Annotated in this window: 22 protein-coding genes and 7 pseudogenes; 6 read left to right on the plus strand and 23 right to left on the minus strand. The window is 62.9% G+C overall.

Annotated elements, in window-relative coordinates:
• Positions 1 to 77 precede the first annotated feature (77 nt).
• The 6 genes and pseudogenes from EJF31_RS15510 to EJF31_RS15540 form a co-directional block, all read right to left on the minus strand.
• Positions 78 to 1,064: pseudogene (locus EJF31_RS15510) on the minus strand (transposase).
• 260 nt (positions 1,065 to 1,324) lie between these two features.
• Positions 1,325 to 2,107 carry an SDR family NAD(P)-dependent oxidoreductase gene (locus EJF31_RS15515; protein ID WP_221767598.1) on the minus strand — a complete coding sequence of 261 codons (783 nt, stop codon included), beginning with the start codon at positions 2,105 to 2,107 and terminating at the stop codon, positions 1,325 to 1,327.
• A gap of 53 nt (positions 2,108 to 2,160) precedes the next feature.
• Positions 2,161 to 2,386, minus strand: a pseudogene (locus tag EJF31_RS15520) (transposase); the annotation flags it as partial.
• 98 nt (positions 2,387 to 2,484) lie between these two features.
• Positions 2,485 to 3,426: an aldo/keto reductase gene (locus tag EJF31_RS15525; protein ID WP_185736303.1), complete on the minus strand. Its 942-nt coding sequence runs from the start codon at positions 3,424 to 3,426 to the stop codon at positions 2,485 to 2,487.
• Between the two features lie 479 nt (positions 3,427 to 3,905).
• Entirely contained in the window at positions 3,906 to 4,277 is a 372-nt protein-coding gene (locus EJF31_RS22155; RefSeq protein WP_221767599.1) for a hypothetical protein, read from the minus strand.
• A gap of 509 nt (positions 4,278 to 4,786) precedes the next feature.
• The gene (locus tag EJF31_RS15540) at positions 4,787 to 5,389 is read right to left on the minus strand and encodes a cupin domain-containing protein (RefSeq protein ID WP_125038048.1); all 603 of its coding nucleotides are present in this window, start codon (positions 5,387 to 5,389) and stop codon (positions 4,787 to 4,789) included.
• Positions 5,390 to 5,849: 460 nt separating this feature from the next.
• Here EJF31_RS15540 and EJF31_RS21935 point away from each other — a divergent pair, with 460 nt between their 5' ends.
• The 3 genes and pseudogenes from EJF31_RS21935 to EJF31_RS15555 form a co-directional block, all read left to right on the plus strand.
• Positions 5,850 to 6,308 (plus strand): nuclear transport factor 2 family protein, encoded by a 459-nt coding sequence (locus EJF31_RS21935; RefSeq protein WP_185736304.1) that lies wholly within the window; start codon positions 5,850 to 5,852, stop codon positions 6,306 to 6,308.
• Positions 6,309 to 6,413: 105 nt separating this feature from the next.
• Positions 6,414 to 7,163: pseudogene (locus EJF31_RS15550) on the plus strand (helix-turn-helix domain-containing protein); the annotation flags it as partial.
• Positions 7,154 to 7,457, plus strand: a pseudogene (locus EJF31_RS15555) (IS3 family transposase); the annotation flags it as partial. The pseudogenes EJF31_RS15550 and EJF31_RS15555, both read left to right, overlap by 10 nt.
• A 107-nt stretch (positions 7,458 to 7,564) precedes the next feature.
• On the opposite strand, the gene EJF31_RS15560 reads toward EJF31_RS15555, so the two are convergent.
• From EJF31_RS15560 to EJF31_RS15585, 5 genes and pseudogenes are all read right to left on the minus strand, one after another.
• The gene (locus EJF31_RS15560) at positions 7,565 to 8,998 is read right to left on the minus strand and encodes an FAD-dependent oxidoreductase (RefSeq protein WP_185736305.1); all 1,434 of its coding nucleotides are present in this window, start codon (positions 8,996 to 8,998) and stop codon (positions 7,565 to 7,567) included.
• Between the two features lie 307 nt (positions 8,999 to 9,305).
• The gene (locus tag EJF31_RS15565) at positions 9,306 to 10,499 is read right to left on the minus strand and encodes a cytochrome P450 (RefSeq protein WP_125038052.1); all 1,194 of its coding nucleotides are present in this window, start codon (positions 10,497 to 10,499) and stop codon (positions 9,306 to 9,308) included.
• 312 nt (positions 10,500 to 10,811) lie between these two features.
• Positions 10,812 to 11,247, minus strand: a pseudogene (locus tag EJF31_RS15570) (helix-turn-helix domain-containing protein); the annotation flags it as partial.
• 353 nt (positions 11,248 to 11,600) lie between these two features.
• A complete protein-coding gene (locus tag EJF31_RS15580) occupies positions 11,601 to 12,497 on the minus strand; it encodes a sugar phosphate isomerase/epimerase (RefSeq protein ID WP_185736306.1) in 897 nt (298 codons plus the stop codon).
• Between the two features lie 319 nt (positions 12,498 to 12,816).
• Complete coding sequence (locus EJF31_RS15585) at positions 12,817 to 13,164, minus strand: ATP-binding protein (protein ID WP_307718983.1); 348 nt, start codon at positions 13,162 to 13,164, stop codon at positions 12,817 to 12,819.
• A gap of 57 nt (positions 13,165 to 13,221) precedes the next feature.
• Between EJF31_RS15585 and EJF31_RS22580 the strand changes: the two genes are divergently transcribed.
• Together EJF31_RS22580 and EJF31_RS15595 are read left to right on the plus strand one after the other, a co-directional pair.
• Positions 13,222 to 13,461 (plus strand): leucine zipper domain-containing protein, encoded by a 240-nt coding sequence (locus tag EJF31_RS22580; RefSeq protein ID WP_373994731.1) that lies wholly within the window; start codon positions 13,222 to 13,224, stop codon positions 13,459 to 13,461.
• Positions 13,462 to 13,749: 288 nt separating this feature from the next.
• Positions 13,750 to 14,001: an integrase core domain-containing protein gene (locus EJF31_RS15595; RefSeq protein WP_125038055.1), complete on the plus strand. Its 252-nt coding sequence runs from the start codon at positions 13,750 to 13,752 to the stop codon at positions 13,999 to 14,001.
• On the opposite strand, the gene EJF31_RS15600 is transcribed toward EJF31_RS15595, so the two are convergent.
• From EJF31_RS15600 to EJF31_RS22370, 6 genes are all read right to left on the minus strand, one after another.
• Positions 13,998 to 15,056: a 3-isopropylmalate dehydrogenase gene (locus EJF31_RS15600; protein WP_125038056.1), complete on the minus strand. Its 1,059-nt coding sequence runs from the start codon at positions 15,054 to 15,056 to the stop codon at positions 13,998 to 14,000. The genes EJF31_RS15595 and EJF31_RS15600 overlap by 4 nt on opposite strands.
• 452 nt (positions 15,057 to 15,508) lie before the next feature.
• Complete coding sequence (locus tag EJF31_RS15605; protein ID WP_125038057.1) at positions 15,509 to 15,835, minus strand: hypothetical protein; 327 nt, start codon at positions 15,833 to 15,835, stop codon at positions 15,509 to 15,511.
• 302 nt (positions 15,836 to 16,137) lie between these two features.
• Positions 16,138 to 17,178 (minus strand): ABC transporter permease, encoded by a 1,041-nt coding sequence (locus EJF31_RS15610; RefSeq protein ID WP_185736308.1) that lies wholly within the window; start codon positions 17,176 to 17,178, stop codon positions 16,138 to 16,140.
• Positions 17,168 to 18,703, minus strand: a complete 1,536-nt coding sequence (locus EJF31_RS15615; protein ID WP_125038059.1) for a sugar ABC transporter ATP-binding protein — start codon at positions 18,701 to 18,703, stop codon at positions 17,168 to 17,170. The genes EJF31_RS15610 and EJF31_RS15615 overlap by 11 nt, the downstream gene beginning before the upstream one ends.
• A 46-nt stretch (positions 18,704 to 18,749) precedes the next feature.
• Positions 18,750 to 19,703, minus strand: a complete 954-nt coding sequence (locus tag EJF31_RS15620; RefSeq protein ID WP_185736309.1) for a substrate-binding domain-containing protein — start codon at positions 19,701 to 19,703, stop codon at positions 18,750 to 18,752.
• Positions 19,704 to 20,353: 650 nt separating this feature from the next.
• Positions 20,354 to 20,485 carry a hypothetical protein gene (locus tag EJF31_RS22370; RefSeq protein ID WP_260430898.1) on the minus strand — a complete coding sequence of 44 codons (132 nt, stop codon included), beginning with the start codon at positions 20,483 to 20,485 and terminating at the stop codon, positions 20,354 to 20,356.
• A gap of 618 nt (positions 20,486 to 21,103) precedes the next feature.
• Here EJF31_RS22370 and EJF31_RS22380 point away from each other — a divergent pair.
• A pseudogene (locus tag EJF31_RS22380) lies at positions 21,104 to 21,486 on the plus strand (transposase); the annotation flags it as partial.
• A gap of 309 nt (positions 21,487 to 21,795) precedes the next feature.
• On the opposite strand, the gene EJF31_RS15635 reads toward EJF31_RS22380, so the two are convergent.
• The 6 genes and pseudogenes from EJF31_RS15635 to EJF31_RS15660 form a co-directional block, all read right to left on the minus strand.
• The gene (locus EJF31_RS15635) at positions 21,796 to 22,605 is read right to left on the minus strand and encodes a mycofactocin-coupled SDR family oxidoreductase (protein WP_125038062.1); all 810 of its coding nucleotides are present in this window, start codon (positions 22,603 to 22,605) and stop codon (positions 21,796 to 21,798) included.
• 108 nt (positions 22,606 to 22,713) lie between these two features.
• On the minus strand, positions 22,714 to 23,178 hold the full coding sequence (locus EJF31_RS15640; RefSeq protein ID WP_125038063.1) for a nuclear transport factor 2 family protein: 465 nt from the start codon (positions 23,176 to 23,178) through the stop codon (positions 22,714 to 22,716).
• A 104-nt stretch (positions 23,179 to 23,282) separates the two neighbouring features.
• Complete coding sequence (locus EJF31_RS15645) at positions 23,283 to 24,143, minus strand: aldo/keto reductase (RefSeq protein ID WP_125038064.1); 861 nt, start codon at positions 24,141 to 24,143, stop codon at positions 23,283 to 23,285.
• Positions 24,134 to 24,481, minus strand: a complete 348-nt coding sequence (locus tag EJF31_RS15650) for a cytochrome P450 (RefSeq protein ID WP_125038065.1) — start codon at positions 24,479 to 24,481, stop codon at positions 24,134 to 24,136. Before EJF31_RS15650 ends, EJF31_RS15645 begins: the two co-directional genes overlap by 10 nt.
• Positions 24,482 to 24,548: 67 nt before the next feature.
• A pseudogene (locus tag EJF31_RS15655) lies at positions 24,549 to 24,833 on the minus strand (integrase core domain-containing protein); the annotation flags it as partial.
• 327 nt (positions 24,834 to 25,160) lie between these two features.
• Entirely contained in the window at positions 25,161 to 26,150 is a 990-nt protein-coding gene (locus EJF31_RS15660) for an Ldh family oxidoreductase (RefSeq protein WP_125038067.1), read from the minus strand.
• Positions 26,151 to 26,166: the final 16 nt, after the last annotated feature.

A 26,166-nucleotide genomic window follows, 5' to 3' on the forward strand; every position in this document is an offset into this window, starting at 1 on the left:
TCCTTGGTGGGACCCGATCATGACCCCCCTCGACAGAGTCCCGCGGGGTGGTGGGCTATGAGGTGGTCCTCGGTGCCCTACTCGCCCCTCTCGATGGCGGCGTGATCTCCAGTATCCATGGTGGTGTTGAGCAGCGCCATGGACTCCTCGGATAGGTAGCGGCGGTCGCCGGCGATCCATTCGTCGTGCATGTCGATCAGGACCGCGCCGACGAGCCTGATCACGGCCGCGCGTTGGGGAAGATCCCGACCACACGGCTGCGGCGCTTGATCTCCTTATTGACCCGCTCGAGGGGGTTGGTCGACCAGATCTCGCGCCAGTGGGCCTTAGGAAAGCCGGTGAACGCGATGAGCTCGGCCTCCGCGTCGTCCATCAGCGGCCCGACCTTCGGGAACGAGGCGGTGAGCTGGTCGCGGACCTGGTCCCACGCTGCGTTGACTGCTTTCGGGTCGGGTTGGGCGAAGACGGTGCGGAACACCGCGGCGACCATGTTGGCGTGGGACTTCGGGGCGTGGGCGAGCAGGTTGCGAGCGAAGTGGACCCGACAGCGTTGGCAGAGGTGCGCGGAGCCCTGGCAGGACCGCTTGAGCGCCTGTGGTCCAACGGCCGGATCCCGAACGCGCCGACGACCTCATCGAGCTGCTCGCAGATCCGGGATACCTCGGACTTGCTGCTCCCGCTGTCAGCGCCCAGCGCGGCCACCAGGTCGTCCACGCTCCTGGACGAGATGCCGTGGACATAGGCCTCCATCACCACCGCGTACAACCCTGGTCGATACGGCGCCGGGGCTCCAGGATGGACGGGAAGTAGGAGCCCTTGCGGAGCTTGAGAATCCTCACTTCGATGTCGCCGGCCTTGGTGACCAACAGCTTGGGTCGGGTGCCGTTGCGTTCGGTGACGCGGTCCTCGGTGCGTTCGTAGCGCTCGGCACCGATCACCCCGGCGGCTTCGAACTCGACGAGCTCTTAGAGCACGGTGCGGACCGACTCGCGGATCATGTCGACGCCATCGCCGGTGCGGAACGCCTCGAGGAGCTCGGACAGGGCAGACTGGGACAAGGCCATCGGTGGTTCTCCTTCAGTGCGTGACTCGGTCGTTTCACACCGAAGCTCCCCCCGATGGCCGCCTACGCCACGCCACCACACCGGTCCTCAATCCCCACCACTCCACGGGACTCTCCTTTCCTCGAAGTTCATGTCGCCCCTCCATGGCTAGTGGGTGTGTGGGTGAGAGCTCTTGCGGAGGGGCGACGGTGGCCGGATATACCAGGCGTGGATCGGCGGCTTGGAATCGACGGCGAGGCGCCTTTCGGCTCCGCCCGCGTTCACATGACGGTCCAGCCGCCATCGCTTGGCAAGATCGCGCCGGTCACATTCGCTGAATCGTCGCTTCCCAGCCAGGCGATGCAGGAAGCGATCCGGCTGGCCGGCACGGACGGTGGCATGACCACAGGCCAGACCGACTCGAATCGATCCTTCGCCAACTTCGACTGCCATGTGAATTCGATGCTGGAGTCGACAGGCCCTGGGCAGACCGCGTTGGCTCGGATCCCGAGCGGCGAGTAAACGAAAGCAAGATTGCGTGTGAGCCCAATGAGGGCGTGCTTTGAAGCCGTATATGCCGCTCCGGCCGCGGAGCCACGTAGCCCCGCTACCGAGGAGACCATGACAATTGCGCCGGTCCCTGCTTCAAGCATCATTGGAAGAGCCGCCCGGGTGAGCCTGAACGGCGCGGTCAGGTTGACGTCGATTACTCGATCCCAGAGCAGGTCATCGGTCTCGGCCACCGGTTGGCAGTTATCCGCGACGCCGGCCACGTTGGCGAGTAGATCGATCCGCCCATGTGCGTGCGCCACTACCGCAGCAACCACTTCGCTGTCACAGGCGTCGCCGGCAACCGTGACTAGAGAGTCGTCGGCCCACTCGTTGGCGAGCGACTCGAGCCTCGCGTCGACAATGTCGGTTGCGATGACTCGCGCTCCTTCACTTCCAAGGCGCAGGGCGGTTGCCCGGCCGATTCCAGCGCCGGCACCAGTCACGATCGCGGTCTTGCCGGCGAAGCGCTTAGCTCCATTCATCGTTCCAATTCCTCCTGTGTAGTCATTCACGTGGTCGTCACCCCGGGGTCGGGGATCGTCGTGGGCACCTCTGCCGCACTTGCGGCTCCGACGAGCCTGATCACCGCGGCGGGGTTGGGGAAGATCCCGACCACGCGCGAGCGGCCGCTTGATCTCCTTGTTGACTCGCTCGAGCGGGTTGGTCGACCAGATCTTCTGCCGGTGCGCCTTGGGGAACGCGGTGAACGCGAGGACCTAGGCCTTGGCGTCGTCCATCAGCGGCCCGACCTTCGGGAACGACTTGGCCAGCTGGACGCGGACCTCGTCCCAGAAATTGCTGACCGACTCGGCGTCTGGCCACGGGTCGGACGTCGTCGCAGATGTTCCCGGCGCCAGCATCGTGGCGGCACCCGCTCCGCCGTCCCGGACTACCAGAATCGCACTCTCGGTGGACTCTTCCGCGACACCTGCTCGAGCCGTCCTACCTCTTCGGCAGTCAGTTCCACGGTGCGGGACTCGATCATCGGAGCGAGCTGTTCGACCTTGCGCGCACTCGACATCGCCGCGGCGACCGTCGGCTGTTGGCGCACCCATGCGATCGCAGCCGCAGCCGGAGAGACCGCGTGTGCGGCGGCCACTTCCCGCACGACCTCGAGTACAGCGCAGGCTTGGAGATCGTTCAAGTAGTGCGCGCCCGAGTTGTCACCTCGGCCGGTGCTGGCTTCGACCCCGGCCTGATACTTGCCCGTCAGGAAGCCGTGGGCCAGGACCGAGTAGCCGATCACGGCCAACTCCCCGGCGCTCACCGCGTTCCGGATGTCGAACTCGAAGTCGCGCGACAGCAGCGAGTACCGGGTCTGGATCGCGGCCGGTCGGGGCAGTCCTTCGCGGTTGCAGATCTCGACCGCCTCGCGGATCCGTGCGGCAGAGAAATTCGACAAGCCATAGGAGCGAATCTTCCCAGATTTGATCAGTTCGCTGAAGGCCGTCAACGTGTCGTGCAGGTCTCCGCCGTCGTCGCGGTGGGCGTAGTAGATATCGACGTAATCCGTCTGGAGCCGGCGCAGGGACTTGTCGATCTGGCTGTGAATCACGTTCGACCCGATGCCGCCGACGATCGGCATCGCGTAGTAGCCGACCTTGGTCCCGATCGTCACCTGGGCACGGACTCCACGACTGGACACCCAACGGCCGATGATCTCCTCGGAGACCCCCATCCGACCCTCGTGGGCCCAGGCCGGATAGACGTCCGAGGTGTCGATCGCCAGGATCCCGCCCTCGTACGCCGCATCCATCACCTGCAGGGCCTCGTGCGCGTCGGCCGACCAGCCGAACACGTCTCCGCCGAGCCAGACCTGGGCCAGATTCACGGACATTCAGGAACGCCACCTTCCGAAGGGTGATCCGATCTGCCGATCACGGCAGAGCATAAGGTCGATCGATAACATGTGTACTGATTGATTGCACTGCCTGCGGCCTCGGGAACGGTCGACCAGTAAGTGGTGTCCACGCGCTTCGGACGGTTCAGGCCGTCGGCCCGTCGAGCAAGGCCATCGTCGTCTCCTAGACCCGCCCCAGGGCGTCGTCCACCAGCATGGCTCGAAGTTCCTTGCAAGCTGGGATACAACTGTGAAGCGTCGCCGGCACTCGTCCAGCTCGGGCACGGCAGCTTCACGTCGTCGGTCGTCGTCACACCCAGGTCCTCCGAAGACTCTCACCGCTCCGGCCGGGACATCCACCTTCGGCAGGGCTGGGCCGGACGCCGTCGCCAACGCATATTTACTCTGTATGCTGATGGTAGTCAATGATGAGCAGCGTAGTTCGTCCATCCCTCGACGCCATGGCTCCGTCATCCGCTGTGACTCATGCCTCCGTCGACCCCGCGCCGACGACCGGTGGCGCACAGAGTGAACGCATGAGATGAGGACCCGTTGGACGCGGCGCTGACAGGGCACACCTCCGGCAGAGACCCACGTCTGATCGTCGCCGTACTCACCATCGCCTGCATCGGCGTCTCCTTCAGGCAGACGATCGTCATACCGATCCAGTCGCGCCTACCGGAGTACCCCAGCTCCACTCCCGCCGGGACGGGGTCGATGATCACGGTGTCGGCGCGCTCGAGCGCCTCCCCGTAGCGGTCCGGCCGATCGGCCGGGCAGAAGAGGATCGCCGGACCCACCGGCAGCTCGACGCCCGCTTCAGACGTTGCTGATGCGGTCACGACCCACCCGGCACACTCACCCGAGCCAGCACCGGCAGACTGGATCGCCGTGGCCGGATGACCACCTCACCGAACGCACCCCATTCCTGCATCCAGTGCGGAAGTGAACCGACCCGTCAGAGCCACCGCGGCCCGTCTGGCTCGCACCTGCAAGCCGCCGGCTGATATGGCCAGCCTAGATTCGTTTGCACACTGAACGAGTGCTGGTGGTCCGCGACCAGGGCAGAGACTGGTGACAGTGAAGCTCACTGCTGACCCAGAGGTGTGTGTCGGGGCCGGACACTGCGTTCTGAGAGCCTCTGCCTGTTTTCAAGCAGTCGGTCGAGGATCGCACGATGCTGCTTCTCGACCCGTCTCCGCCGGAGTTCAGGGGCGCTCGGGTCGAGGAAGCCGTGGAGATGTGCCCCTCGGGCGCCATCCGCGTGTCGTCGGTCTGAAGCGTTTCGCCGCCAGGTGACCATTGGGCGAAATGCCCCGCCCGGCTGTCGCCCACAGGTGATCCAGGACGGTCACTGCCTGGAGCGGCAGGCGTGGCTTCTCGCCCACTCCGGCAGAGTGCGAGAGCGGCTATCCTGCTGATCCGTACTCCAGAGTGAGCCGCAGATCACGCAACAGGCCTCCTGGGGCACCATGCTGACCGGGTCGCACGCCAGTACCCGGATCTGCGGCCGGAACTCGTCGGGCAGGGTGTCGTACAGAGCGGCAGGGCGGTCTGTGCGAAAAGCATGCGGCACCACAGCGATGATCCGAACCGGCCGATCGCCCAGGACGCGGAGCGCGTGCCCTGTCCCTGGGTAGGTCGTCACCAGGTCTCCGGGGCCCAGGCGGACCTCCTCGCCGGTGGTGAAGGACATCACGCACTCGCCCTCCACCACGATGTACCACTCCTCCACATCGCCACCCGTAGGGACGTCACGATGGATGTGGAGCCCGATCGCGTCGCCGGTGTGACGGGCAGGGATCTCCACGAAGCTGACGTGCAGATCTCCTGGACCGCGGTTGAAGGCCGCCCCTGCGCGGATCTCGACATCGGCGCCGTGGGCATGCGCGGGGTTGACCGCGACCTCGTCGAACGTGTAGCGGCGCCACCCGCGCTCATAGCCCTGGTTCACTCGAGCCTCCGCACGATTCTTGAAGGGAATGTCGATCTCGCAGGTTGGCCGGCCCGTCGGGCTCGTTGACGGCGTCAACCGCCTGACACTATCATTTCCGTACACTGAGCAATTCGGGCCGCGCCGGATCGAGCGGGTGACGATCAAGGGCGACGTCTCGATCCGCGGGTGCGGTGCACTCGCGCCCGGAACAGTGACCGCCGCACCGAGCGCGGACCTCGCCCATTCTCCATTCCTCGAGGCCAGCGGAGCGCCGACGCATGCTCCGAATCGAAACTGTGACACCCAAGTCGATCTGACCTCGGTGGCGGTCCGCCGCCACGAAGATCCGCTCACCGTTGACGCACGGAGGGCTTGTGCTACCGTCAGTCCTCAGTACACTGAGGGTCATCTCTTACGGCGATGCTGTTCTTGCGTCGCCAAGACTTGTTGCTGTGGCCCCGTCCATGAAGGGAAGAAGATGACAGCGGAGCAGGACCTTGTGGAACGCATCCAGCGAATTGAGGACTATATCTCGATCACTGAGTTGAAAGCGCGCTACCTGCGCGCGGTGGACTCACGGGATTGGGACCTCCTCGAATCCGTCTTCCTTGCTGACGCGACCTTCGTCTCCCTGACCGGAGTGACGAGCCAAGGCACTGCTGGGTGGCTGGAACGAGCCAAGGGGGCCCTGGAGGGCTCGTGGTCCGTACATCACGCACACATGCCTGAGATCTCCATTGAGGGCGACACCGCGACCGGGATCTGGGCCCTAGAGGACTACGTCGGCTTTGCCTCCGGAAAGACCGTCCACGGCTATGGGCACTACCAGGAGACCTATCAGCGAACCCCCGATGGCTGGCGCATCTCGCGGTACGCGATCTCGCGTTTGCGGGAGGAGTGGACGGAGACGGTGGTACGGCCCGCCTTCGGCACCTAGGTGTACCCGGCCAGGACGTGGGTAGCAGCGGGAATGTCTTGACATGAGGAGAACCCCCAGTTGGGGTGTGGCTTGTCTAAGGCCCACATCCGACCGGAGGTTCTCATGTCCTACGGTAGTGCTCGCACCCCGTTGTATGGACGGCTGCTGATCGTTCAGCGTCATCGGGCCGGGTGGCCCCAGGCTCATATAGCGACTGCGATGGGTGTCTCGCGTAAGTGTGTGAAGACCTGGATCGACCGCTTCGCCGCCGAAGGTGAGGCAGGGTTGGTGACCAGGTCGTCGCGGCCGCACACGACCCCGACACGGACCAGTGCCGCGGCCGAGCAGCGGGTGCTGGCGATCCGCGGTGAGCGGCGTTGTGGCCGCGAGGAGATCAGTGAGCAGAGCGGGGTGCCGGCGCGGACGGTCTCGCGGATCTTGGCCCGACACCGGGTGCCGCCCTTGGCTGCGTTGGACCCGATCACCGGAGAGGTGATCCGGTCGAGCAAGGTCACTGCGGTCCGCTGCGAGCGCAGCCGGCCGGGCGAGCTGGTCCACATGGACGTCAAGAAGCTCGGCAAGATCCCACCAGGTGGGGGCTGGCGGACCCACGGACGTGGGAGCGGCTCGATCATGCGTGACCGGTCCACCCGGGTCGGCTTCGACTATGTCCACTCGCTCGTCGATGACCACACCCGGCTCGCCTACTGCGAAGCCCTGGGCGACGAGCGGGGTGCGACCTGCGCGGCGTTCGTCGCCCGGGCTGCGGCGTACTTCGCGGCTCACGGCATCGATCGGATCGAGGAGCTGATGACCGACACCGCGTGGGCCTGCAAGTGGGCGTTGCGCGGAATCAGCGCCGAGTTGGCCGCTGGTTGCGAGGTACCCAGCTAACGGGTTGCGATGTTACTCGGACGTGGGGGCGCAGTTCACCTCGACCTCGCTACGGCGAACCACTCGCTGAGATTGGCGCAATCCCCTCGATAGAACCGTCGCTAGACGGCCGGCCGGCGCAAAGCGTCGAAGACGTCGAGCTCGCGACTCTGTCGTGGGTCCACTGGCACAACAAGCAACGCCTGCACGGCTACCTAACGACGTCCCACCAGAGTTCGAGGAGTCGATATGCGTCGTGCAAGGAACGACCAACCCTTGGTCGGAATCCAATAGTTCGTGTCTCTGTAGAACCAGGGCGCTTCACACCACGGATTCTTCACCCACACGTCACTCAGCCTGAGGGCGCAGGTCGATATGCGAGCCCCGGCGCTAAGCTCAACTCACGCTGTACGTCCGCCGGAATCTAGACTGTGGGTAATGTGGTCCGCGGCTGCCATGCCGAAAACAAGCCCGATCGAGAGGTTGCCGGCGTAATGGCGGTTGTTGAGGTTGCCGATGTCGACCCCGCACGCGTAGAGACCACCGATGGTTTTGCCGACGGCATCCAGCACCTGAGCGTTCTGATTCACTTTCAGCCCGCCCATAGATGACGTAATGCCTGGCTGGACCAGGACGCCGTAGAATGGCGGCGTCATGACCGGGTAAACGTAGCGAGACTTTGGTACGTCCAGCAAGTGCGTTGTCCCATTGTTGGCTGCGCCGTTGAAGACGTCGATGGTCTCTCGCAGTTGAACCGGCGCCACGCCGAGCGTACCGGCCTGTCTAACTAGCTCTTCCATATCGTGCGTGAATAACACCGGAGCCCCGGCGTCCCTAGCGATGCCAAATTTGTCTGACCCCGCCTGACTGAAGCTCGAGCGAGGATCTCGATACATCTTCCACATCACGTCGTCAAAGACCAGCAAAGCTGTTGCATCGGGTTGCCGCGCAGTGTCCTGTGCCAGGGTCTCCTCAAGCCGTGTCTCGCCCTCGTCGGTGTACCGCTCGCCTCTGAGGTTGACCGCGATTGCCGCTGGACCGTAAAACTGCGAAACCTCGATCAGTTGCGACTTATCGAACTTTGCTGGACGAGCAGGCAGATTGTGTCCGTAAAATGCATTGAAACCCCCATCAGATGGAGCCGCGCCGATCTGAGTCGCTAGCCGCAGCCCATCACCCGTGACTGAATCCACACACCGTGGCCACAACTTGGCCGCATAAGGGGTGATGTGTTCTGCGATCAAACTTGGGCAGGCAGCGAAACCGCCGGTAGCCAATACGACAGCACGGGTTTTAACCGAGAGCCGAGTACCTTGCGCGTCGAGAACGACGCCGACTACGCTCTCACCTTTCCGAACCAATTCCTCTAGCGACGTGTCGAGGAACAACGGCACAGCGAGGCGAGTAAGCTCCTCGACCATCATGTCCACAAACTGGGACGGATTCATGACCCGCCCTATCGTGTTGTATCCCTCGATGATATCGCCGTCGATCAGGCGATTCGGTAGAGCAGCGTCCATGCCAGACAATGTCGTGCCTGGTTTCGCCTCGGCGGGTATCCCGAGCTCGTCCAGCCACGCGTGTCCGGCGGGAATGCCCTCAACCCACCGACGTTGCAGATCGGCATCGCCATGCGGAACGAATGATCGAATATCTTCGAATCTCCTCATTCCCCAGACTCCGCCCCCGGAAAGCCGCGTCGTTCCTCCAGCCTCGCTCGCCTTCTCGACAACGATGACTCGTGCCCCGGCCCGTGCGGCACGCACGGCAGCCGTAAGGCCGCCGATGCCTGAACCAACTACGACGATGTCGACTTGGGAGTCCGACGCGGCCATCAGCTCGCGAATCCGTGTTCCAGTCACAAAGATTGACTCTCTCGGGTGTGCACCGTTGACATCGACTTCGACCGTACAATTGGGACGTAGACGCCGCTCAATATCGAACTCTTGGAGTTGGAGTTCCTGACCGGAACATCCCATGCTCTTATGGCCGCGGTGTGGCATCTCCGACTACGGCTAACGACTCTCGCGAGTTCCTCGATCGTTGGGGGGCCAGAGGCATTGGACGAGCTTAGCGAACGCCCGGACCTCGTTTAATGCATAGGCTCGATCCTCGACGTGCAGCCGATGGCGATCGTCCCAATTATGCGGAGCCGCCCGGAGCAAGATCCCAGGCTGCCGGAAGAGACGTAAAGGTGCATACGGCCACATTGTATTCGACCGACACAGCGTCCTCGTCATCGATTCGGAGGTTTGGCAGTCGACGCAATACTTCCTCCAGCACAACCTGCATTTCAAGTTTTGCAAGTGGGGCGCCGACACACCGATGAATCCCTGCCCCGAAACTCACATGCTGGTTGCGGGGGCGGTCGAGTCGGAACTCATCCGGCGACGGGAACCTACTCGGATCTCTGTTTGCGGACCCGAGAAGTAGCATTACCTGGTCGCCCTTCGGGACCTCGACTCCCTCTAGCGACAGGTCTTCCGTTGCAGTTCGTCCCTGCCCGAGAATCGGGGTGGCAATTCTTAATGCTTCGTCGACGGCGGATTCGACTAGGGACTGATCAGCCGTAACTTGGTCTTGAACGTTCTGATTGCGAGCCAAGTGATAAAGAAGTCCTCCAATGCCCGCTACCGTTGTGTCGTGGGCAGCGTTCAGAGTGAGGAGCGCCATCGCGACCGCATCGTCGTCGGTGATCGGCATTCCGTCGATTTCAAGCGCTGCAATTTCTGAAAGTAGATCATCGGTCGGCTGCTTGCGCCGCTCATTTAGACGCTCGCGCACATACTCGTGCAGGTCAGCAATAGCTGCCGCCGCACCAGTATTGTCCCCCTCCCTGGTAAGGCGTAGGGCTGTGACGTCTCTTTCGCGGAACCACGGCCAGTCCGCCTCTGGCAGGCCAAGTAGGCGGGCGACGACCAGGGGAGGGACGGGCTGTGCCAGCGACAGGGCAAGATCACCTCGACCCTCGGCGGCAAATTGGTCAAGGCAATTCGTGACAATCTCACGAACTTGCGGTTCAAACTTCCTCATGCGGGCGACCGTAAACCAAGCCTGCATGGGCTTGCGAAATTTTCGGTGCTCCGGCTCGTCTTGCTCGAGGCAGATCACTGGCGGCTGCGGGATTTTTGGAATACTAATCCCATTCAAGCTACTACTATATGTGACTGGGTCCAGCAAAGCTTCATAGACATCTTGATATCGCGACATCAGCCAGAAGCCGCCGAAAGTATCGGTATGACTTACCGGACATCCTGAGCGGAGCTTGTTATAGTATTCGGTGGGCTCTTTCGCTACTTCCGGCTTAATCAGTTCGAAGTCTGCCAGGCGCTCCATAGCCGTCACCCCTATCCAGTAGGCCACCTAAGCGAGGAACTTTGCCTCCGATGTGTGTCAACCTAGTTGCTCTGTATACTGATGGATGGAGATTATCCCCCACCCTCGTAGTTGTCAAGATTCAAGCCGACTTCTGAGCCGGGCCACCGCCTTCGTCCCCACACGCCTTTGGGTAGCACCGGAGCGGGTTCACGCCTGGATCAGCGGCCCGTTGGTGGCCGGGGGGCGCCGCACCCACCGCTCGGGCGAGGATGTAGGCAATCAAGGCGTGGTCCGTTGGGTGAGCTCGCCCTCCCAGTGGCCCGGGACGGCCCGGGTGTACTCACGCAACTGCTCGTTGGTCACGGGCCGCGCGATCTTGGGACGCTTAGCCGCCTGCTGCGCCTTCCACTGCGCCACGCCAGCGCGGTACTCCTGTTTGCCGCCACGAGTCGCGGCATTGCGACCCAGTTCGCGTGAGACGGTCCCAGGGTCACGCCTGATCGCACGGGCAATCTCGCGCACGGCCCTTGTCCTGCGCGCGGAGGATCGCGATCTCCTCGCGTTTCCCGCAGGTCAGGTTCCGGACAGTGGGGTCGGCCAGCGAGATTGGCGGCACGCCGCCAGCGTGACGAAACCAGCGAGCACCGACCGGCCACCACACACCCACGGCGATCGACGCCTCCACCGTCGTGTCACCGGTGGCGGTCTGTGGCCAGAACTGCCGCTGCACCACCCGCGAGGGATCCGGTCGCCTGAGCGAGCGCATCGCCTGTTCTTCCGCATGACCGCGATCTGCTCGACAACCGTCGCCGGGGTCCGCGTCGAGCGACGACAAGGCGCACTCGAATCACCGTGGAGGCCGGCTTCGCCGTGCTCGCGTTAACGGCCACCCACTTGCCCAGGCACTGGCGTCAGACGCCTGCTTCGGCAGCGATGTGGGCAACAGGACCGTGGCGGCAGCACAGCACCAGTCGCAGACGGCCCTCAGGGGTCAACGGCGCATTACGAAGGCTCATAGGGCAGGTACTTCGGATCGGCGACGGATGTCTTGGTCGACTTCCATCTTTGCCACCAGGGACCCGCCCGTCCGTCACGACCTACGGCCGGGTGACACCAACCTCATGAGCCGCAACAGCTGGCGCGCGCGAACGACTCCATCGTGGTGTCGCGGACGCGTTTCAGGGCGGCCTCGACCGACGTCGCCCGATGCTCGCTCGACAGCATTTCAATACCCCAGAAACCGCCGAAACCTGCACTCATCATCGCCGCAATGAACGTTGGGATATCCGCGTCCCCCTCACCGCAGTACTGACGATGGTTGACCGTGTCCTCGAGGAGAGTCCCCTGGGGCTCCCGTCGGGCGTCGGCCAGCTCGACGGCGATGACGTGCGCCCCGCTCTGGCCCTCGAACACCGACAGATCCCAGCCACCGCGATAGGCCTGCCAGCTGTCGATCATCAGACCACCGGAGCCGCTCGGCGCAGCCCGCACAACGCCGAGGCCCAGTTCGGGTGTGCAGGCGTGAGCCCACGGATGCAACTCCAAGGCCATCTTGGTGCCCACGCGTTGCGCGGCTTCGCAGATACGCGCGAACTCAGCGGCGATCTGGTCGTAGTCCGGCGGGTGAGTCTGGAGCGCAGCGATGCTGGTTCCGACCTTGATGTGCCGAGCACCCAGCTCGGCGGCGCAGCTCAGCAGGAACTCGAGCTTTTCCTCCGACGCCTTCCGCTCGACAGGATCAGTCGAGTACCACCCGGTGAGGTACTCGAGCTCGACCATCTCCATCCCAGCACGGGATACCGCTTCTCGCACCTTGCGCATGGCGCCGGCACCATGGCGCTCCAACGCCACCCGAAGGTCGACATCGAGAAACCCTATGCCCTGGAAGCCGGCTCGTCCTACGCACTCCACCCGATCGAAGATGTCGAGGGGGCTCGCTGGGCTCTCGTACAGCGGTGATGCGTCACCGGCGCTCGTCCAAGCCGCGCTTACAAGCTTCACGTCCGTCACTGGCATGTCAGGCCCCTTCACCTTGGTCCAACTCCGGAGATTCCCCATGCAGCTGCGTACCCGGCGCCCCTTGCCGACAGGTCACGCCTAACCATTCATCAGCATACTGACTAAATCACCAGTCGTCACCCCGAGGTATGGCAGCCAGCCTTCGGCGCCGCGCCGGGGCAACAAGATCTGTCCCGCTGCCATTGTCAATCGTCAAGGACGTCAGGATCTGCCCCGTGACGGACGTGAGACCTGCCCGTCGACGGTCACGTTAACTGCGCGGTGGTGGCCACGGGATCTGCCCACGGGGCTCCGGCCGCCACCGGCCCGGAAGGGGTCAGCTCAAGGGGCTCACCCTTCGTCCGGCGGGTGCCTGGGTCAGCCGCACGCTGTCGCCGCTGGTATGGCAGACGTGAGCGCGGTGAAGCAGCCGGTCCGCGGTGGCGCTGGCCAACACCTTCGGCATCAGCTCGCCAAATCCAGACGGGTGCCGGTTCGAGCTGATCGCTATCGACCGCTTCTGATACGCCGCATCCGCAGGTCCGTAGAGACCCTCGGCGGCATCGACAGCCACCGGCAACAGCCCGATGTCATCAACACATGACGATATCGGCAGATGTTGATCTATGCCGACCTCGGAACTATGCCGATCACTCTGCCCGGCACCTCGGGTGCGGTGGGTGATGTCTAAGTCGCCTACCGTCCGGAGGTCCTCGTGTCACACCGTAATGCCCGCTTGAACGTGCGCGGCCGGCAACTGCTGATCGAACGTGTCTATGAACAGGGCTGGGCTGTCGCCCACGCCGCGAAGGCCCAGGGCGTCTCCCGGCAGTGCGCGCACCGCTGGGTCCGGCGCTTCCGCGACGAGGGCGAGGCTGGTCTGCAGGACCGGTCTTCGCGCCCGCACCGATCTCCCAGGCAGACTCCGATCGAGGTCGAGGAGCAGATCGTCCTCACCCGGCGCGAGGAGCGTCGAGGTTAGGACTGGATCGGACCCGAGCTTGGCATCGCAGCCCGGACGGTGTCGCGGGTGCTGCGACGCCATGCGCCGGATTCCTACTCCGCGCCGCTGCCTACTTCGCCACCTTCGGGATCGCCCGGATCGAGGAGGTGATCACCGACAACCACCTGTCCTACCGCCGATCCGCCGACATGCGTGCCGCTGTCGAGGCCCTCGGCGCCAAGCACATCTTGATCAAGCCCCACTGCACCTGGCAGAACGGGAAGGTCGGCGGCTGCTTGTCGCCGGCAAGATTGCTCAGTATGCAGAGTGGCGCTCGTTCGCCTCGCGGCATCAGCGGATCCTCCCTACCTGCCCGGTCACAACGGCAAGGTGGAGAGATACCAGCGGATCCTGGCCAACGAGCTGCTCTACGCCCGCCCCTGGCGCAACGAAGCCCACCGCTGCGACGCGATCGCTACCAGGAACCTGCACTACAACCACCATCGGCCCCACAGCGCCGCCGCCGACAAGCCCCCGGCCTCACGCCTTCGCACCGGCGTCATCAGCAACTACACCTAGCCGGCCACTCGTGCGGCGATGGCATCGCCGATCTCGGATGTACTTCGCGGTAGGCCACCTCCGCCGGCCCTCTCCGCCAAGTCGCTGAGCACCGCCTCCTCGATTCGCCGAGCCGCGGGGCCCAAACCGACGTGGGCGAGCATGAGCGAAGCGGACAAAATCGCTGCTGTGGGGTCCGCCTTCTGTTGTCCGGCGATGTCCGGGGCAGATCCGTGCACCGGCTCGAACATCGATGGAGAAGTCCCATCCGAGTTGATGTTCCCGCTCGCGGCCAGACCAATTCCGCCAGTAATTGCAGCCGCCAAGTCGGTGATGATATCGCCGAATAGATTGTCTGTAACGATAACGTCAAAACGGCTGGGATCCGTCACCATAAAGATAGTGGCCGCGTCAATATGGAGATAATCAACAGTAACGTCCGGAAACTCCTCGCCCACCTCAGCCATCAGCCGCGACCAAACCGCACCCGCGTTCACGAGCACATTCGTCTTGTGGATGAGTGTCAGCTTCTTGCGTGGGCGTTGCATAGCTCGGCCAAAGGCGTGGCGCACGACTCGCTCAATGCCGAAAGCGGTATTCACCGAAACCTCGGTTGCGATCTCGGCTGGCGTACCGACGCGGAGCCCTCCGCCGTTCCCGATATACGACCCTTCGGTACCCTCCCGAACGACTACGAAATCGACATCACCCGGGTCCGCGAGCGGGGACCTGACCCCAGGCAGAATCCGCGACGGCCGAAGGTTCACGTAGTGGTCCAGTTCGAAGCGAAGCCGGAGCAGCAGACCTCGCTCGATGAGCCCGGCGGGAAGTTTCGGATCCCCAGGCCTCCCTCCAACAGCTCCCAGGAGGATCGCGTCATGCCCGCGAATTTCGTCGAGGACCGCCCCGGGCAAAACATCACCAGTGGCGAGATAATGTTCCGCGCCCAGGTCGTACCGTGTGACTTCCAGCTTCTTTGTCAGCGGAGCGGCCCCCAGTACCTTGAGTGCCTCCGCGGTCACCTCCGGTCCGATCCCGTCGCCGGCGATCACAGCAAGATGCAGAGTAGGCGTCATGAGTTTCTCCTATGTCGAGCAGTGGGGGCGAGTCCCGTCGCTAACGGTGCCTGATCAATGTCGAGGTGGGTGAACACGATCCAGAAGCGTCGTCGCTTGAGGCATTCAAGGCCCCGAGGTGGACATGCCTTCGGCCCGCCACCTGTCGGAGTCAGCCTGAGTCCATGGAGCTGGGTCTGCCACGCTCCTGTCCAGCCAGGCACCACGTTGCGCCCAGCCCTGGCATTCACCAGAATCTGGCCGTCGATTGCTCAGAAGACATAGCGATCCTCACATCGTCCGCATGCTGAACATACCGTTCGCAGTCAGTGCTTCCGCTGGACTCTTGATTCCATCTATTCGGCGAGCCGAACCGAACCACAGAGGCCCGCTGGCATTGATCCTGATCGCCTGTTGACGAAGCTCTCTCGGGTCGGGTGCAGCGCTGCCATCTCCGATGACAGCTAGATGAACTACCGGCTCCAGAAGACCGTATGAACACCGGCGTTTGCCAGGTAAAGCGCCTGCGTTAGCTCGATCGTGATGCGTCGTGGGCCGCGCCGCGAGGTTCCCAGTACGCTGCACTCCAGCAATTCACCGCTCGTCCGCACGCTCACGGCCAGGGCACGGTCAATTTCAGCCGGCAGTTCATAGACCCTCGTGTTTCTGCATGCGAATTCCACGACGTTCGCCTCGCCGTACGGCCCGGTCAAGGTGGCGCGCATCCCTGTCTTGGAACTCACGATAGCGTCGACATATGCGGCACCGGGTGCGCGCCGGCGCCACTCGTCGAAGGACATCAACCTCATTCCTCACCTCTCCCATTCTCACAGACGCCAACCCCTCGGCTTTGCTCAGATGCAGCGGTAGACGTCCCCGACGTAGGCGGACTACCTCTTTCGGTACGGAACCCAGCGAAACCGCGCACTCTGCTGTCAGCGCTTTCCCGCTACCGAGCTCGGAAGTGATCGGGGCCTGGCGACGGTCACCGGCTGACGTATCCGCCCCCAACAGGCTCGAGTTGAGTGCTGGCTCAACCAGGGCACCCGCCGGCCAGGGATCGCAGTGGGCCAGGGGTGACCCGGTCGACCTCACATCAAAGTCACTTACTACCGCGGCGCACCACAATGGTGAACGCAACAGCAAGAATGAGACAGGCACCGTTGAACACGTCGGACACCCAACTATCGAATCCAAGAAGCACGAGGCCCGTGATTCCCACAGTCAATAGATAGAGCGCGACCAAAGTACCTGCCACGTTGAAGCGACCCACCTTGATTGCGGACGTGCCGAGAAAGGCTGCCGTGATAGGCGGCAACAAGTAGGCAGAATTGGACGAAGTGTCGACCGCGCCAAGACTCCCCGCAAACAGCATACCGGCGAGAGACGCCAAGGCACCCGACACAATGAAGCTACCCACGCGTAGTGATGTCACGCGAAGACCGGCCAACTCCGCCGAGGCGCGGTTTCCGCCGACGAACAATAGGAAGCGTCCAACGGGGGTCAATTCGAAAACATACCAAATGATCCCGGCAACGATCCAACCGATCCAAACAAACGTGGTCAGCCCCAGGAAACGGTGACTTGCGAAGTCACTCAACTCCGGTGGAATTGTCGTGACTAGGGTTCCACCGCTTAGAAAAATCGAAAGGCCACCCAGAATAGTCAAAGTTCCCAGGGTCGCAATAAAGCTGTCGATCCCGACCTTTACCACGAGGAGCCCGTTCACTACGCCGACCACGGGCCCAATGAGGAGCGGAAGAAGGTAAACCATCCAGGCGGACTCATTGTTAAGCGTAAGAATCCCAACTGCAGCGCCCGTGAGGACCATCACTGCCGACACGGACAGATCGAAGTCACCTGCACGTAGAGGAATAAGAAGTGCCATTGCCAACAGCAAGACAGTAGCTTGACCCTCGACCATCACTCGAACGTTGGCAACAGACGCAAAAGTGTCTGGAAGGAGGAAGCAGAAGGTGATGAACATCAACGCCAGCAGAACAACCATTGCCCATGGAACGAATGCACCCAGTGGACCTGCATATCGCGTGCGACCCTTCGACGCATCCAGATGCTGAAATCCAGCCGCTTCCGTCGCCAAGTCGTCGCCATCGAGCGGACTCGTTTCGCCCTTAAGCTGCATTACTGCCCCCTTGACCATCGGAGAGCCCTCGTTGCGAGAGCGAAAGAATGCGTTCTTCGGAAAGTTCGCCGGGCGACAGCATCGCGGAGCTCGACCCGTACTGCATGATCAGAACGCGATGACAGACCTGGGCGACTTCCTCGGTGTCAGACGAGAAGATGACGACGGCTGCGCCGGCATCGGCAGCTGCCCGGACAATATTCAAGATTTCCTTCTTTGCGCCGGCATCGACGCCCTGCGAGGGCTCATGAAGGAGAAGTACGCCTGGCTCGAGGCGCAGTATCCGAGACATCACGATCTTCTGCTGGTTTCCGCCACTGAAATGAGAAATCTCGAGTGACGGGAGAGTCGGGCTCACTGAAAATCCTTTGAACTCGCGCTCAACGAACTCGCGCTCCCGCGCAGGATGAATCCGAAATTTTCGCCAGAACTTACCGAGATGGGGCAGGGTCAGGTTCTCCGAAGCGGAACCGAGCAGCCAGAGTGCGTCTCGCTGGCGATTCCCCGGAACGAGCCCCATGCCTGCCAGCCTCGCGGATCTTGGCGAGCCGTCCACCGGCCGCCCATCAACGACAACCTCTCCCGCCAATCGTGCCCGACCGCCGGCAAGTAGGTACGGAATCTCATCCTGACCCATACCGGCCAAGCCGGTCACACCGACGATCTCGCCTGCGTGGGCCTCGAAAGACAGGTCGGTGATGCCGCCGTGCGTCAGACTGCGTACTTGAAGTCGGACATCCTGATTTGTATGCACGTGCTTCTCCGGATAGAATTCACCGATTGGGTAGCCGAGCATTAAATCCACAATCTGTGACGCGGTAGCCGCGGCGGCGTCAACCGTAGCCACCAATTGGCCACTCCTAAGAACACTGATCCGATCGCAAACGCTCAGCACTTCATTCATTCTGTGGCTGATATAGATCACAGCAGTCCCGTTACGCGCCATCGTGCGCAGGAGTTCAAGAAGGCGGATCGACTCCGCGTGTGGCAGTGCGGCCGTGGGCTCGTCCAGCACGATCACCTTGTTCTGGCCGTCGTCACCCAGTTGGCGCAGACCTCGCAGGATCGCGACGACCGACCGTTCCGCGGGCGAAAGGTCACCCACCAGTTGGTTCGGGTCCAAGTCGAGACCAAACCTCTTGGCAAGGTCACGGATGATTGCGCGCTCATGCCTGCTACTGATGGGTGAGCCAATCCAGCGCTCGTAGCCGGTCGATATGCCGACATTGTCGGCCACCGACATACCTTCAACCAGAGCTAGGTCCTGATGAATGATGGCCACGCCGTGCTGTCGAACGTCTTTGATCGGGAATGTGACCTCCTCCCCTTGGAGAGTGATCCTCGAGCCATGATCAGGGACATGGATCCCACCGAGAATCTTGACCAAGGTAGACTTCCCCGAGCCGTTCTCCCCGACAAGGCCATGAACTTCGCCGGGAAAGACAGACAGATTCACGTCTCTGAGAACGGTGACGCCTGTGAAACTTTTGGCGACATTTCTCATTGAAATGGCCGGCTCGGTCATCGCCGCGACATCCAGCCGCGTTTGGGAATGAGGTTCAAGAGAATTGTCACGATACCCCCCAAGCCTGCCTGTACTCGTCTTCAAAGCCAACCAACTTCGGAAACTGCGTGCTAAACTCCCACGCCTCGCCCCAGTTCGATTCGTCGAAAATCTGCTGTGGCAGGTACATGTTCTCTGGCGAGCCGGAAATGACGCGCATGACGCTGTCCGCCGCAATCCATCCCACGACCTCGTGCGGCATCCACGACAGGTCAGCGACCTGTCCGCTTCCTTCGATAGACGGTTGCAACTGACCGCCATCCCATCCGATGACTGGGACGTCGATACCCACCGTCTTCTCACTCTGGAGGACCATCGGAACCGCCGGGTCGGGCGTCATGAGGAAGTTCATGTTGGGATTCCGACGAAGCATATTCGCCGAAATCGTCGGCACTGACGTTGCGAAGGTCGGAATCGGGAAATCAGTCGATTCAAGCTTGCACTGGTCGCCGCAGAGAGCCTTTACCTCTGCAACGATAGCATCGTTATAGGCGGTGTTGTACTCGTCACCTGCAGCGTAAAGGACAGCGCCGTCCAATTTACACTCGGTCTTGGCGAGAGCATAGTCGGCCGACAGGGTCCCAGTGTCCTCGGCCTTCATGGCCACCACGGCCGCAACGGTGTCGGGTTGCGCCTCCTGCACGAGATCGAGTACCGGAATTCCAGCCGCCTTGGCGTCCTCCAGAGGGTTAGCCACAAGGCTGGGTGAGACGCCGAACATGATGATCGCGTCCACATCCTGTGCAATTGCTGAATTGACCCCCTGCGCAGCGAGGTCTGGCCGGGCCTTGGCGTCGAACAACGTGCTGCTAATCCCAACCTCCTCAAGCGCCTTTTGCAAAGCCTTGTTAGCAACCGCGTTCAACGTCGAGGCTTGGATCCAGGAGACGATAGCAACCGTCTTACCGCTCATCGAAGACGTGTCTAGCGGCTGCGGCTTCTCGATCTCCATCGGCTGCATAGCCGCCTCAACCTTCGCCTCAGCCTGAGCGACGCAATCGGCACTTCCAGCACCGCCAGCAGAATCCGCACTCGTGTCCGAACACGCGCCAAGCGCGGTAACGAGAACAGCGGCAGCGAACGAGCCTGCGAACATTCGGCGTCGCGCTGAACCCGCGGACCTCACGCCGAACACCAATCAATGGAAAGTAGACCAGCTTTGATCGACACTTGAGTAGGTCCTTCCTGGAATGTTGAAAAGGATAGAAACGTGCCCCCGGGGGCATTGGGCCAGCTATGACATCTGCGTTCTTCTGGTCCGCCGCCCGAGTGCGTGGCCACGAGTCATCGCGAGAATGCTCAGTGTGCTGAGTAGATGACGCAATGTAACCGGGCTCACAAGCGATGTCAATCCCCTCTGCGTCAGGCGGAGGTGAGACCCCGCTACTGCGTCCCTCCCCTCCGCACGGGGCGAGAAGCGAGGTAGTTGATGACCATGACGTTGGCCGATGCTGCCCGGATCGATGATGGGGTGGTGGGCCCGAGGGCAGACCAACCGACGCCAACGCCGGTTCACTGGTGGGTACAAGGCCGCGATCCTCGCCGCGTACGAGGCCGCGGAGTGAGGACCAAGAAGGCCTGCGAGCTCCTCGAGCCTCTGCGGGGCAGCCACTACGGCGCCAAGCAGCCGGTGGCCCACGGGCCGGCCCGTAGGCCGTCGCGGCCGACCCCGCCGAACGCGCTGACCGCAGTCGAGCAGGAGCAGGAGTTGGCGGTGTTGACCTCGGAGCGGTTCTGCGACAAGTCGATAGTGCAGAACTGGCCACCCCAGTGGACGACCGGTTGGACGCCGCGATCGCCGAGATGGCCGCCGACAGCGAGTTCACCCCGCTCGTGCAGCGGCTGGGGCAACCGCATCGGCTCCCTCATCGGCCTGGTACCCAGCGAGTTCTCCTGAGGCCAGTCCAGGGTGCAGGGATCGATTACCAAGACCGCCAACAGCCACGTCCGCAGGCTCCTGATCGAAGCCGCCTGGCACCACCGCGCCAACCATGTCGTCGGCAAGACCATGCGCGACCGCTGGGAACTCGCGTCACCGGCCGCCCGCGCCGCGGCGACGAGGGCAACCCGCGGCTGGACCACCGCTGGAACACATTCCCAGCCCGGCGCAAGCGCCACGTCGTGGCCGACGTCGCCACGCCCGCGAGCTGGCCGGCTGGTGCTGGTCCCTGGCCGTCCTCGAGGAGTAGCCAGCCCCGCCACAGTCTGCTTCGTCGACCAGAACAGTGGCTGCAGCGCGAGGAGCGACCCGCTCAGCCACCACCGAAGACGACGGATCACGAGGCGCCCGCCCCGAGTGGTCGGGACGGGCGCCTCACCCTGCCTCGTGACACGAATGGCCTACATATCAGCTGATGGCCACCGGGGCAGGTGTGGTCGTGGGCATCACCAAGCTCCGCGGACCTGGACGCGGGACGTGGTTCCAGCTCGACGTCGCGCTCGACATCTTCTCCCGCTACGTGGTGGCCTGGACCGTCCAGGCGGCCGAGGACTCGCAGATCGCCAAGACCATGCTCGAAGAGGCGATGGGCGTACACGGCATTCCCGAAGCCATCCACGCCGACCGGGGCACGTCGATGACCTCCAAACCCGTCGCCCAGCTCCTGCTCGACCTGGGCGTGGACCGCAGTCACTCCAGACCACGGGTCTCAAACGACAACCCCTACAGCGAAGCCGCGTTCAAGACCCTGAAGTACGCACCGGTCTTCCCCGAAGCATTCGGGTCGCTGGCCGACACCAGGGCGAGCTGGTGCCAAACGGCCCGGGAAAGTCAGACCCCCAGGCCCGTTACAGCCCTCGGTACGCGCCGAGCTACTTGCCAGGAGCGCTGCTTCGATCGACCAATATCTGGCCTCGGCTCGGTCCAAGGAACAGCTGTGGAGCGCACACCGTGGCGCACTGCGGCCGGTCGTCGAAGGGCGAGTTCGCCCGGCCGGTCAACCTCACCGACGTCCACACCGGCTGGGTCTTGACCCGTTTGGGTGCGCAAAACCGCCCCCCGCGCACATTGGATCCACCGGTTCAGCCCGTCGATCCTGCACAGGTCGGTGTACTCACTTGTTGTTGGTAAACCCCGCGTCGACGGGAAGTGCGACACCTGTCACGTAGCGCGCAGCGTCCGATACGAGCCACGCAACACTGTCGGAAATGTCCTCGGGCTCGAGCCTGCCGATAGGAAGAGCGTTGCCCATCCCATGCATCGAGGGGCTGCTCTGAACGAAAGTCTGCACGGCCTCATTTTCGATCATGCCGGTGGACACCGCGGTCGGGTGGACCGTGTTGACGCGGATCCAGTGCGGCGCGAGGTAGTTGGCGTAGGCACGCATCAGACCGACGACTCCGTGCTTGCTAGCTGTGTAGCCCAATCCGCCTGGTGAGTTGCCCGCGACACCGCTCAAACCGGCAGTGGAGCTCACAATAACGATGGATCCACCTTGCCCGAGCCCAATCATCGCGGGCACCGCGACCTGGACTGTGTTGTAGACACCGGTGAGATTTATGTCGATCGTTGTCGACCACTCATCAGGGTGCGTGTCGAGGGACAGAACTGCGACACCAGCGTTGGCGATGACAATCGTGGGTACCCCGAGTTCAGCAACACCTTCGGCATAGGCCCTGCGGAGCGCGATCTCGTCACGAACGTCGGCGACAGCGGTGTGGATGCGGCCGCCCGCGGCTCTTACGGCTTCCGCCGTATCGTCGAGGTCCTGTGACGTGCCCAACTTATAAGGGACGGCGTCGATGTCGGCGCATACGTCCACCGCAATGATGGCTGCGCCATCCTGGGCTAGCCGGACCGCATGACTCCTTCCCTGACCGCGAGCGGCACCCGTGATAAATGCGACCTTGCCCGCTAACGTCATGCTGCCACCTCTGGCCATGCATGGCACTGAGGGTGGACAGTCAGGATCACAATCACGTCGTACGTTTCCTTCCCTGAAGTCATGTTTGCGCGCCCAGGACGTGTCGACCTAGGGAGCGATTGAGCTCAGATCATGTTCTTCGCGCTGGTGACGCACCGCCAGGCTCGAGATGCGCCAGCCATCCGAGGTGCGCTGGTAGGTCTCCGCGTAGTGCCCATACTGGGCGTAGCCGCTGCCACTATGGCGGAGGAGGTAACCCACCATGGGCCAGATAGCAGAAGCGACATCCCCGTCCAGCGAGATCTCCGGCGTGTGCCCGTGATGCGCCGACCAGGTGTCCCCCATGAATTTGCTCACGTGCTCGGTCCACCGCGCAGCCCCAGAGTGCGGAGCGCCGCCCGTGGAGAACGTTGCATCCGGTACAAAGAGTGACTCAAGCAGTGACCAGTCGTGGCTATCCACAGCTCGGAAGTAGCGCGTCTTGAGTTCGCAAATCGCGAACCGGTCCTCAAGGTCTCGCACCCTTTCATCAGGCCCTCGCGACGGCGCGTCTTCTACGTTCTCAGCGAACATGTCTACCTTTCCAGCGTGTAACCACGTCCCCAAAGGACCTGCTACGCCACGCCTTTCCTCAGTATACAGATAATTACCCAATGTGCCTTCACGGACATGGGCGGTCAAACCGCGGCACGGAGCTCCACAAAGTCCTCGTCGGTGAGCTCGATCTGGGCAGCGGCGAGGTTCTCCTCGAGGTGAGCGCAGGACGAGGTACCCGGGATGGGCAGCATCGCCGAAGATCGCCGCAACAGCCAGGCGATAGCGATCTGTGAAGGTGTGTGACCAGTACGATTCGAGACCGACGTCAGCGGTCCATTCGGCGCGCACAGAGCGCCCGTCGCCAGGGGGAACCAGGGGATGAACGCAAGACCAACTTTGGAGCAGTACTCCAGAACGTCCTCGGCGCTGCGGTTGGCCAGGTTGTAGAGGTTCTGCACCGAGACAATGTCAGCAATCAGGCGCGCTTGCTCGATCTGGGTAACGCTTACCTCACTCAGACCTAGGTGTCGGATCTTCCCCTCGACCTGCAGGTTCTTCAACTCCCCGACCTGGTCCTCGAACGGAACCAATGGGTCGACCCGGTGTAGTTGCAGCAGATCGAGTCGCTCCACCGCTAGGTGACGCAGGCTGAGTTCCACCTGCTGGCGAAGGTACTCGGGCCGTCCGCAGGCGACAGCCAGTTCGGGCCCTTGTCGTGTGAAGCCCACCTTTGTGCCGACCACGAGATCGGGAGGGTAAGGATGAAGCGCCTTCCTGATCAGCTGCTCCACGACAAACGGACCGTAGGCGTCGGCGGTGTCGAAAAACGTGACTCCCAGATCCACGGCGCGGCGAAGGACGCGAACGGCCTCGTCCGGGTCCTTTGGGTCGCCCCAACCGCCAGGCCCGCTGAGCTGCACGGTCCCAAAGCCGAGCCGGTGAACCGGCATATCACCGCCCAACAGGAACTCGCCTGAGCGAGCCGCCATGCTCAGGCCCATGTCGCTGGCACCGACGTGAGCGTGGAATGGGTGGTCGCGAACTTGAGACGCATCGCCTCTAGGTACTCGACGCGGATCTTGGGCGTGCGACGCAGGACCTCCTCGAGGGTCGCGCGCATCTCCAGCCGCGCCAAGGGGACGCCAACACATCGTTGAATCTTGGCACCAAAGGTCAGGTGCTGGTTCCGCGCGCGGTCGATGCGAAACTCCTCCGGTGCCCCGAACTCTGCCGGGTCCCGGTTGACCGCAGCCAGCAAGCGCATAGCTCGGTCTCCCCGCGCGAGTGCCACGCCATCGACTTCTGCCTTGTTCACCATCATGCGCCCTTCAGCGATCACATCGACGCCTCCTGTTGAAATTTCATCCGCGTACAGAGTTATTGAGAGACTAGGTGTGATGGCGATCTCAGGTCAAGAGCGCGACGAGACTCACGAGAACTGCCCGCTGACGGTGGTTGCTGATGACGCTGGTGCGAAGGCGTGAGGCCGAGGGCTTGTCGCCGGCGGCGCTGTGGGGCCGATCATGGTTGGAGTGCAGGTTCCAGGTAGCGATCGAGTCGCAGCGATGGGCTTCGTTGCGCCAGGGGCGGGCGTAGACCAGCTCGTTGGCAAGGATCCGCGGGTATCGCTCCACCTTGCCGTTGTGCCGGGGCGTGTAGGGATCGTGCCGGGCCTGCGGAGCGTTCACCGACGCGAAGGCGTACGCGGGGGCTCGAAGACGGAGAAGGGCCGCGTCCTGGACGAGGTCGTGGCAGTCGCGGGATGGCCGCGCGACGGCGGCTGGTCGCGGCCGCGCAGGGGCCACCGAGGGCGCCGGCCGGGCAGTCGCCCAACAGCGCCCCCGGCAGCGGGCGCCGAAGTACTCCGCCGAGGCGGTCAAGGTGCTGCAGAAGGTGGGCGCGGACTCGATCGACCGCTACGTTCAGCCGGCCAAGAGCAGGGACGCGGTCCAAGAGGAACTTGGCAGCGGAAGGCGGCACGAGTATCCCGCGGACCGCCCTTTGACGTCGAGGAGCAGTCAGCCGTCCAGAGCGCAGATCTCGCGCCACACCCCGTCTGGGAGGTCCAGACCATGCTGGCTCATCTCGTGGTGTCGCCGGGAACGGTCGCCGGGCACCCTCACCGGTGCGGCCGGATCTGTCGGCGGAGTTGCACGAATTGCGTCCAGGTATTCAGAAACCACTCGCGGGGAAGTGGTGGGTTGGGCCACGATGAAGACATCACCCTTGTTGCACACTTGCGTTGAATCTAGGGTGCCCACCACGGCTCGTCCGGTCGCGCTGTCGGTGAGGCTCGCGACGAGCGCTTCGAAGGCGAGGCCGAGGGCATATCCCTTCGCACCGCCGAAAGGTGCGATTGCACCCTCCCGCGCAGCATCTGCATCATTCGTTGGGTTTCCCTGCGCATCGACTGCCCATCCATCCGGCAGCGGCTGACCGCGATGGGCGTAGTCGTGGATCTTCCCCATAGCTACTAGGCTTGTGGCCATATCCAGCACGAATGGCTGTGGCTCGGCTGGAACTCCAATAGTGATGGGATTGGTTCCCACCATTGCGAGCCGTCCACCCCATGGGTGCACGAGCGCCTCGCTGGTGGTGAGCCCGATGAGAACTTGGCCAGCGTGAGCGATCTCCTCTGCGTACAGCGCGAGCATGCCAATATGGTTGCTGTTGGAGATAGTCGCAATTGCGACTCCCGTGACTTTGGCGCGCGCAGAGATCGCAGACAGAGCATGCTCTGCGACGACCGGACCGATCCCCCGCTCCCCGTCAACAGCCAGGTGAGCAGATCTGTCCCACGTGTGCTTACCTTTTGTGCGGCCATCGAGGACTCCGTTTCGCAGCCGTTCGACTACCCGTGGAAGACGCAGCAAGCCGTGTGACGGAAAGCCACGCAGCTCGGCCTCTAGCAGGAACCGAACCAAGCTGTGAGCGTTCTGATGAGAAACACCGGCGCGGACCAGCACGTCGGTTGCTTTCGACCTGACGGTCTCAACCGGAATGAGCACGCAGTCTCCTGGGAGT

The organism is Nocardioides sp. LS1, assembly GCF_003865225.1.
GTDB classification, from domain to species: Bacteria; Actinomycetota; Actinomycetes; order Propionibacteriales; family Nocardioidaceae; genus Nocardioides; species Nocardioides ginsengisegetis.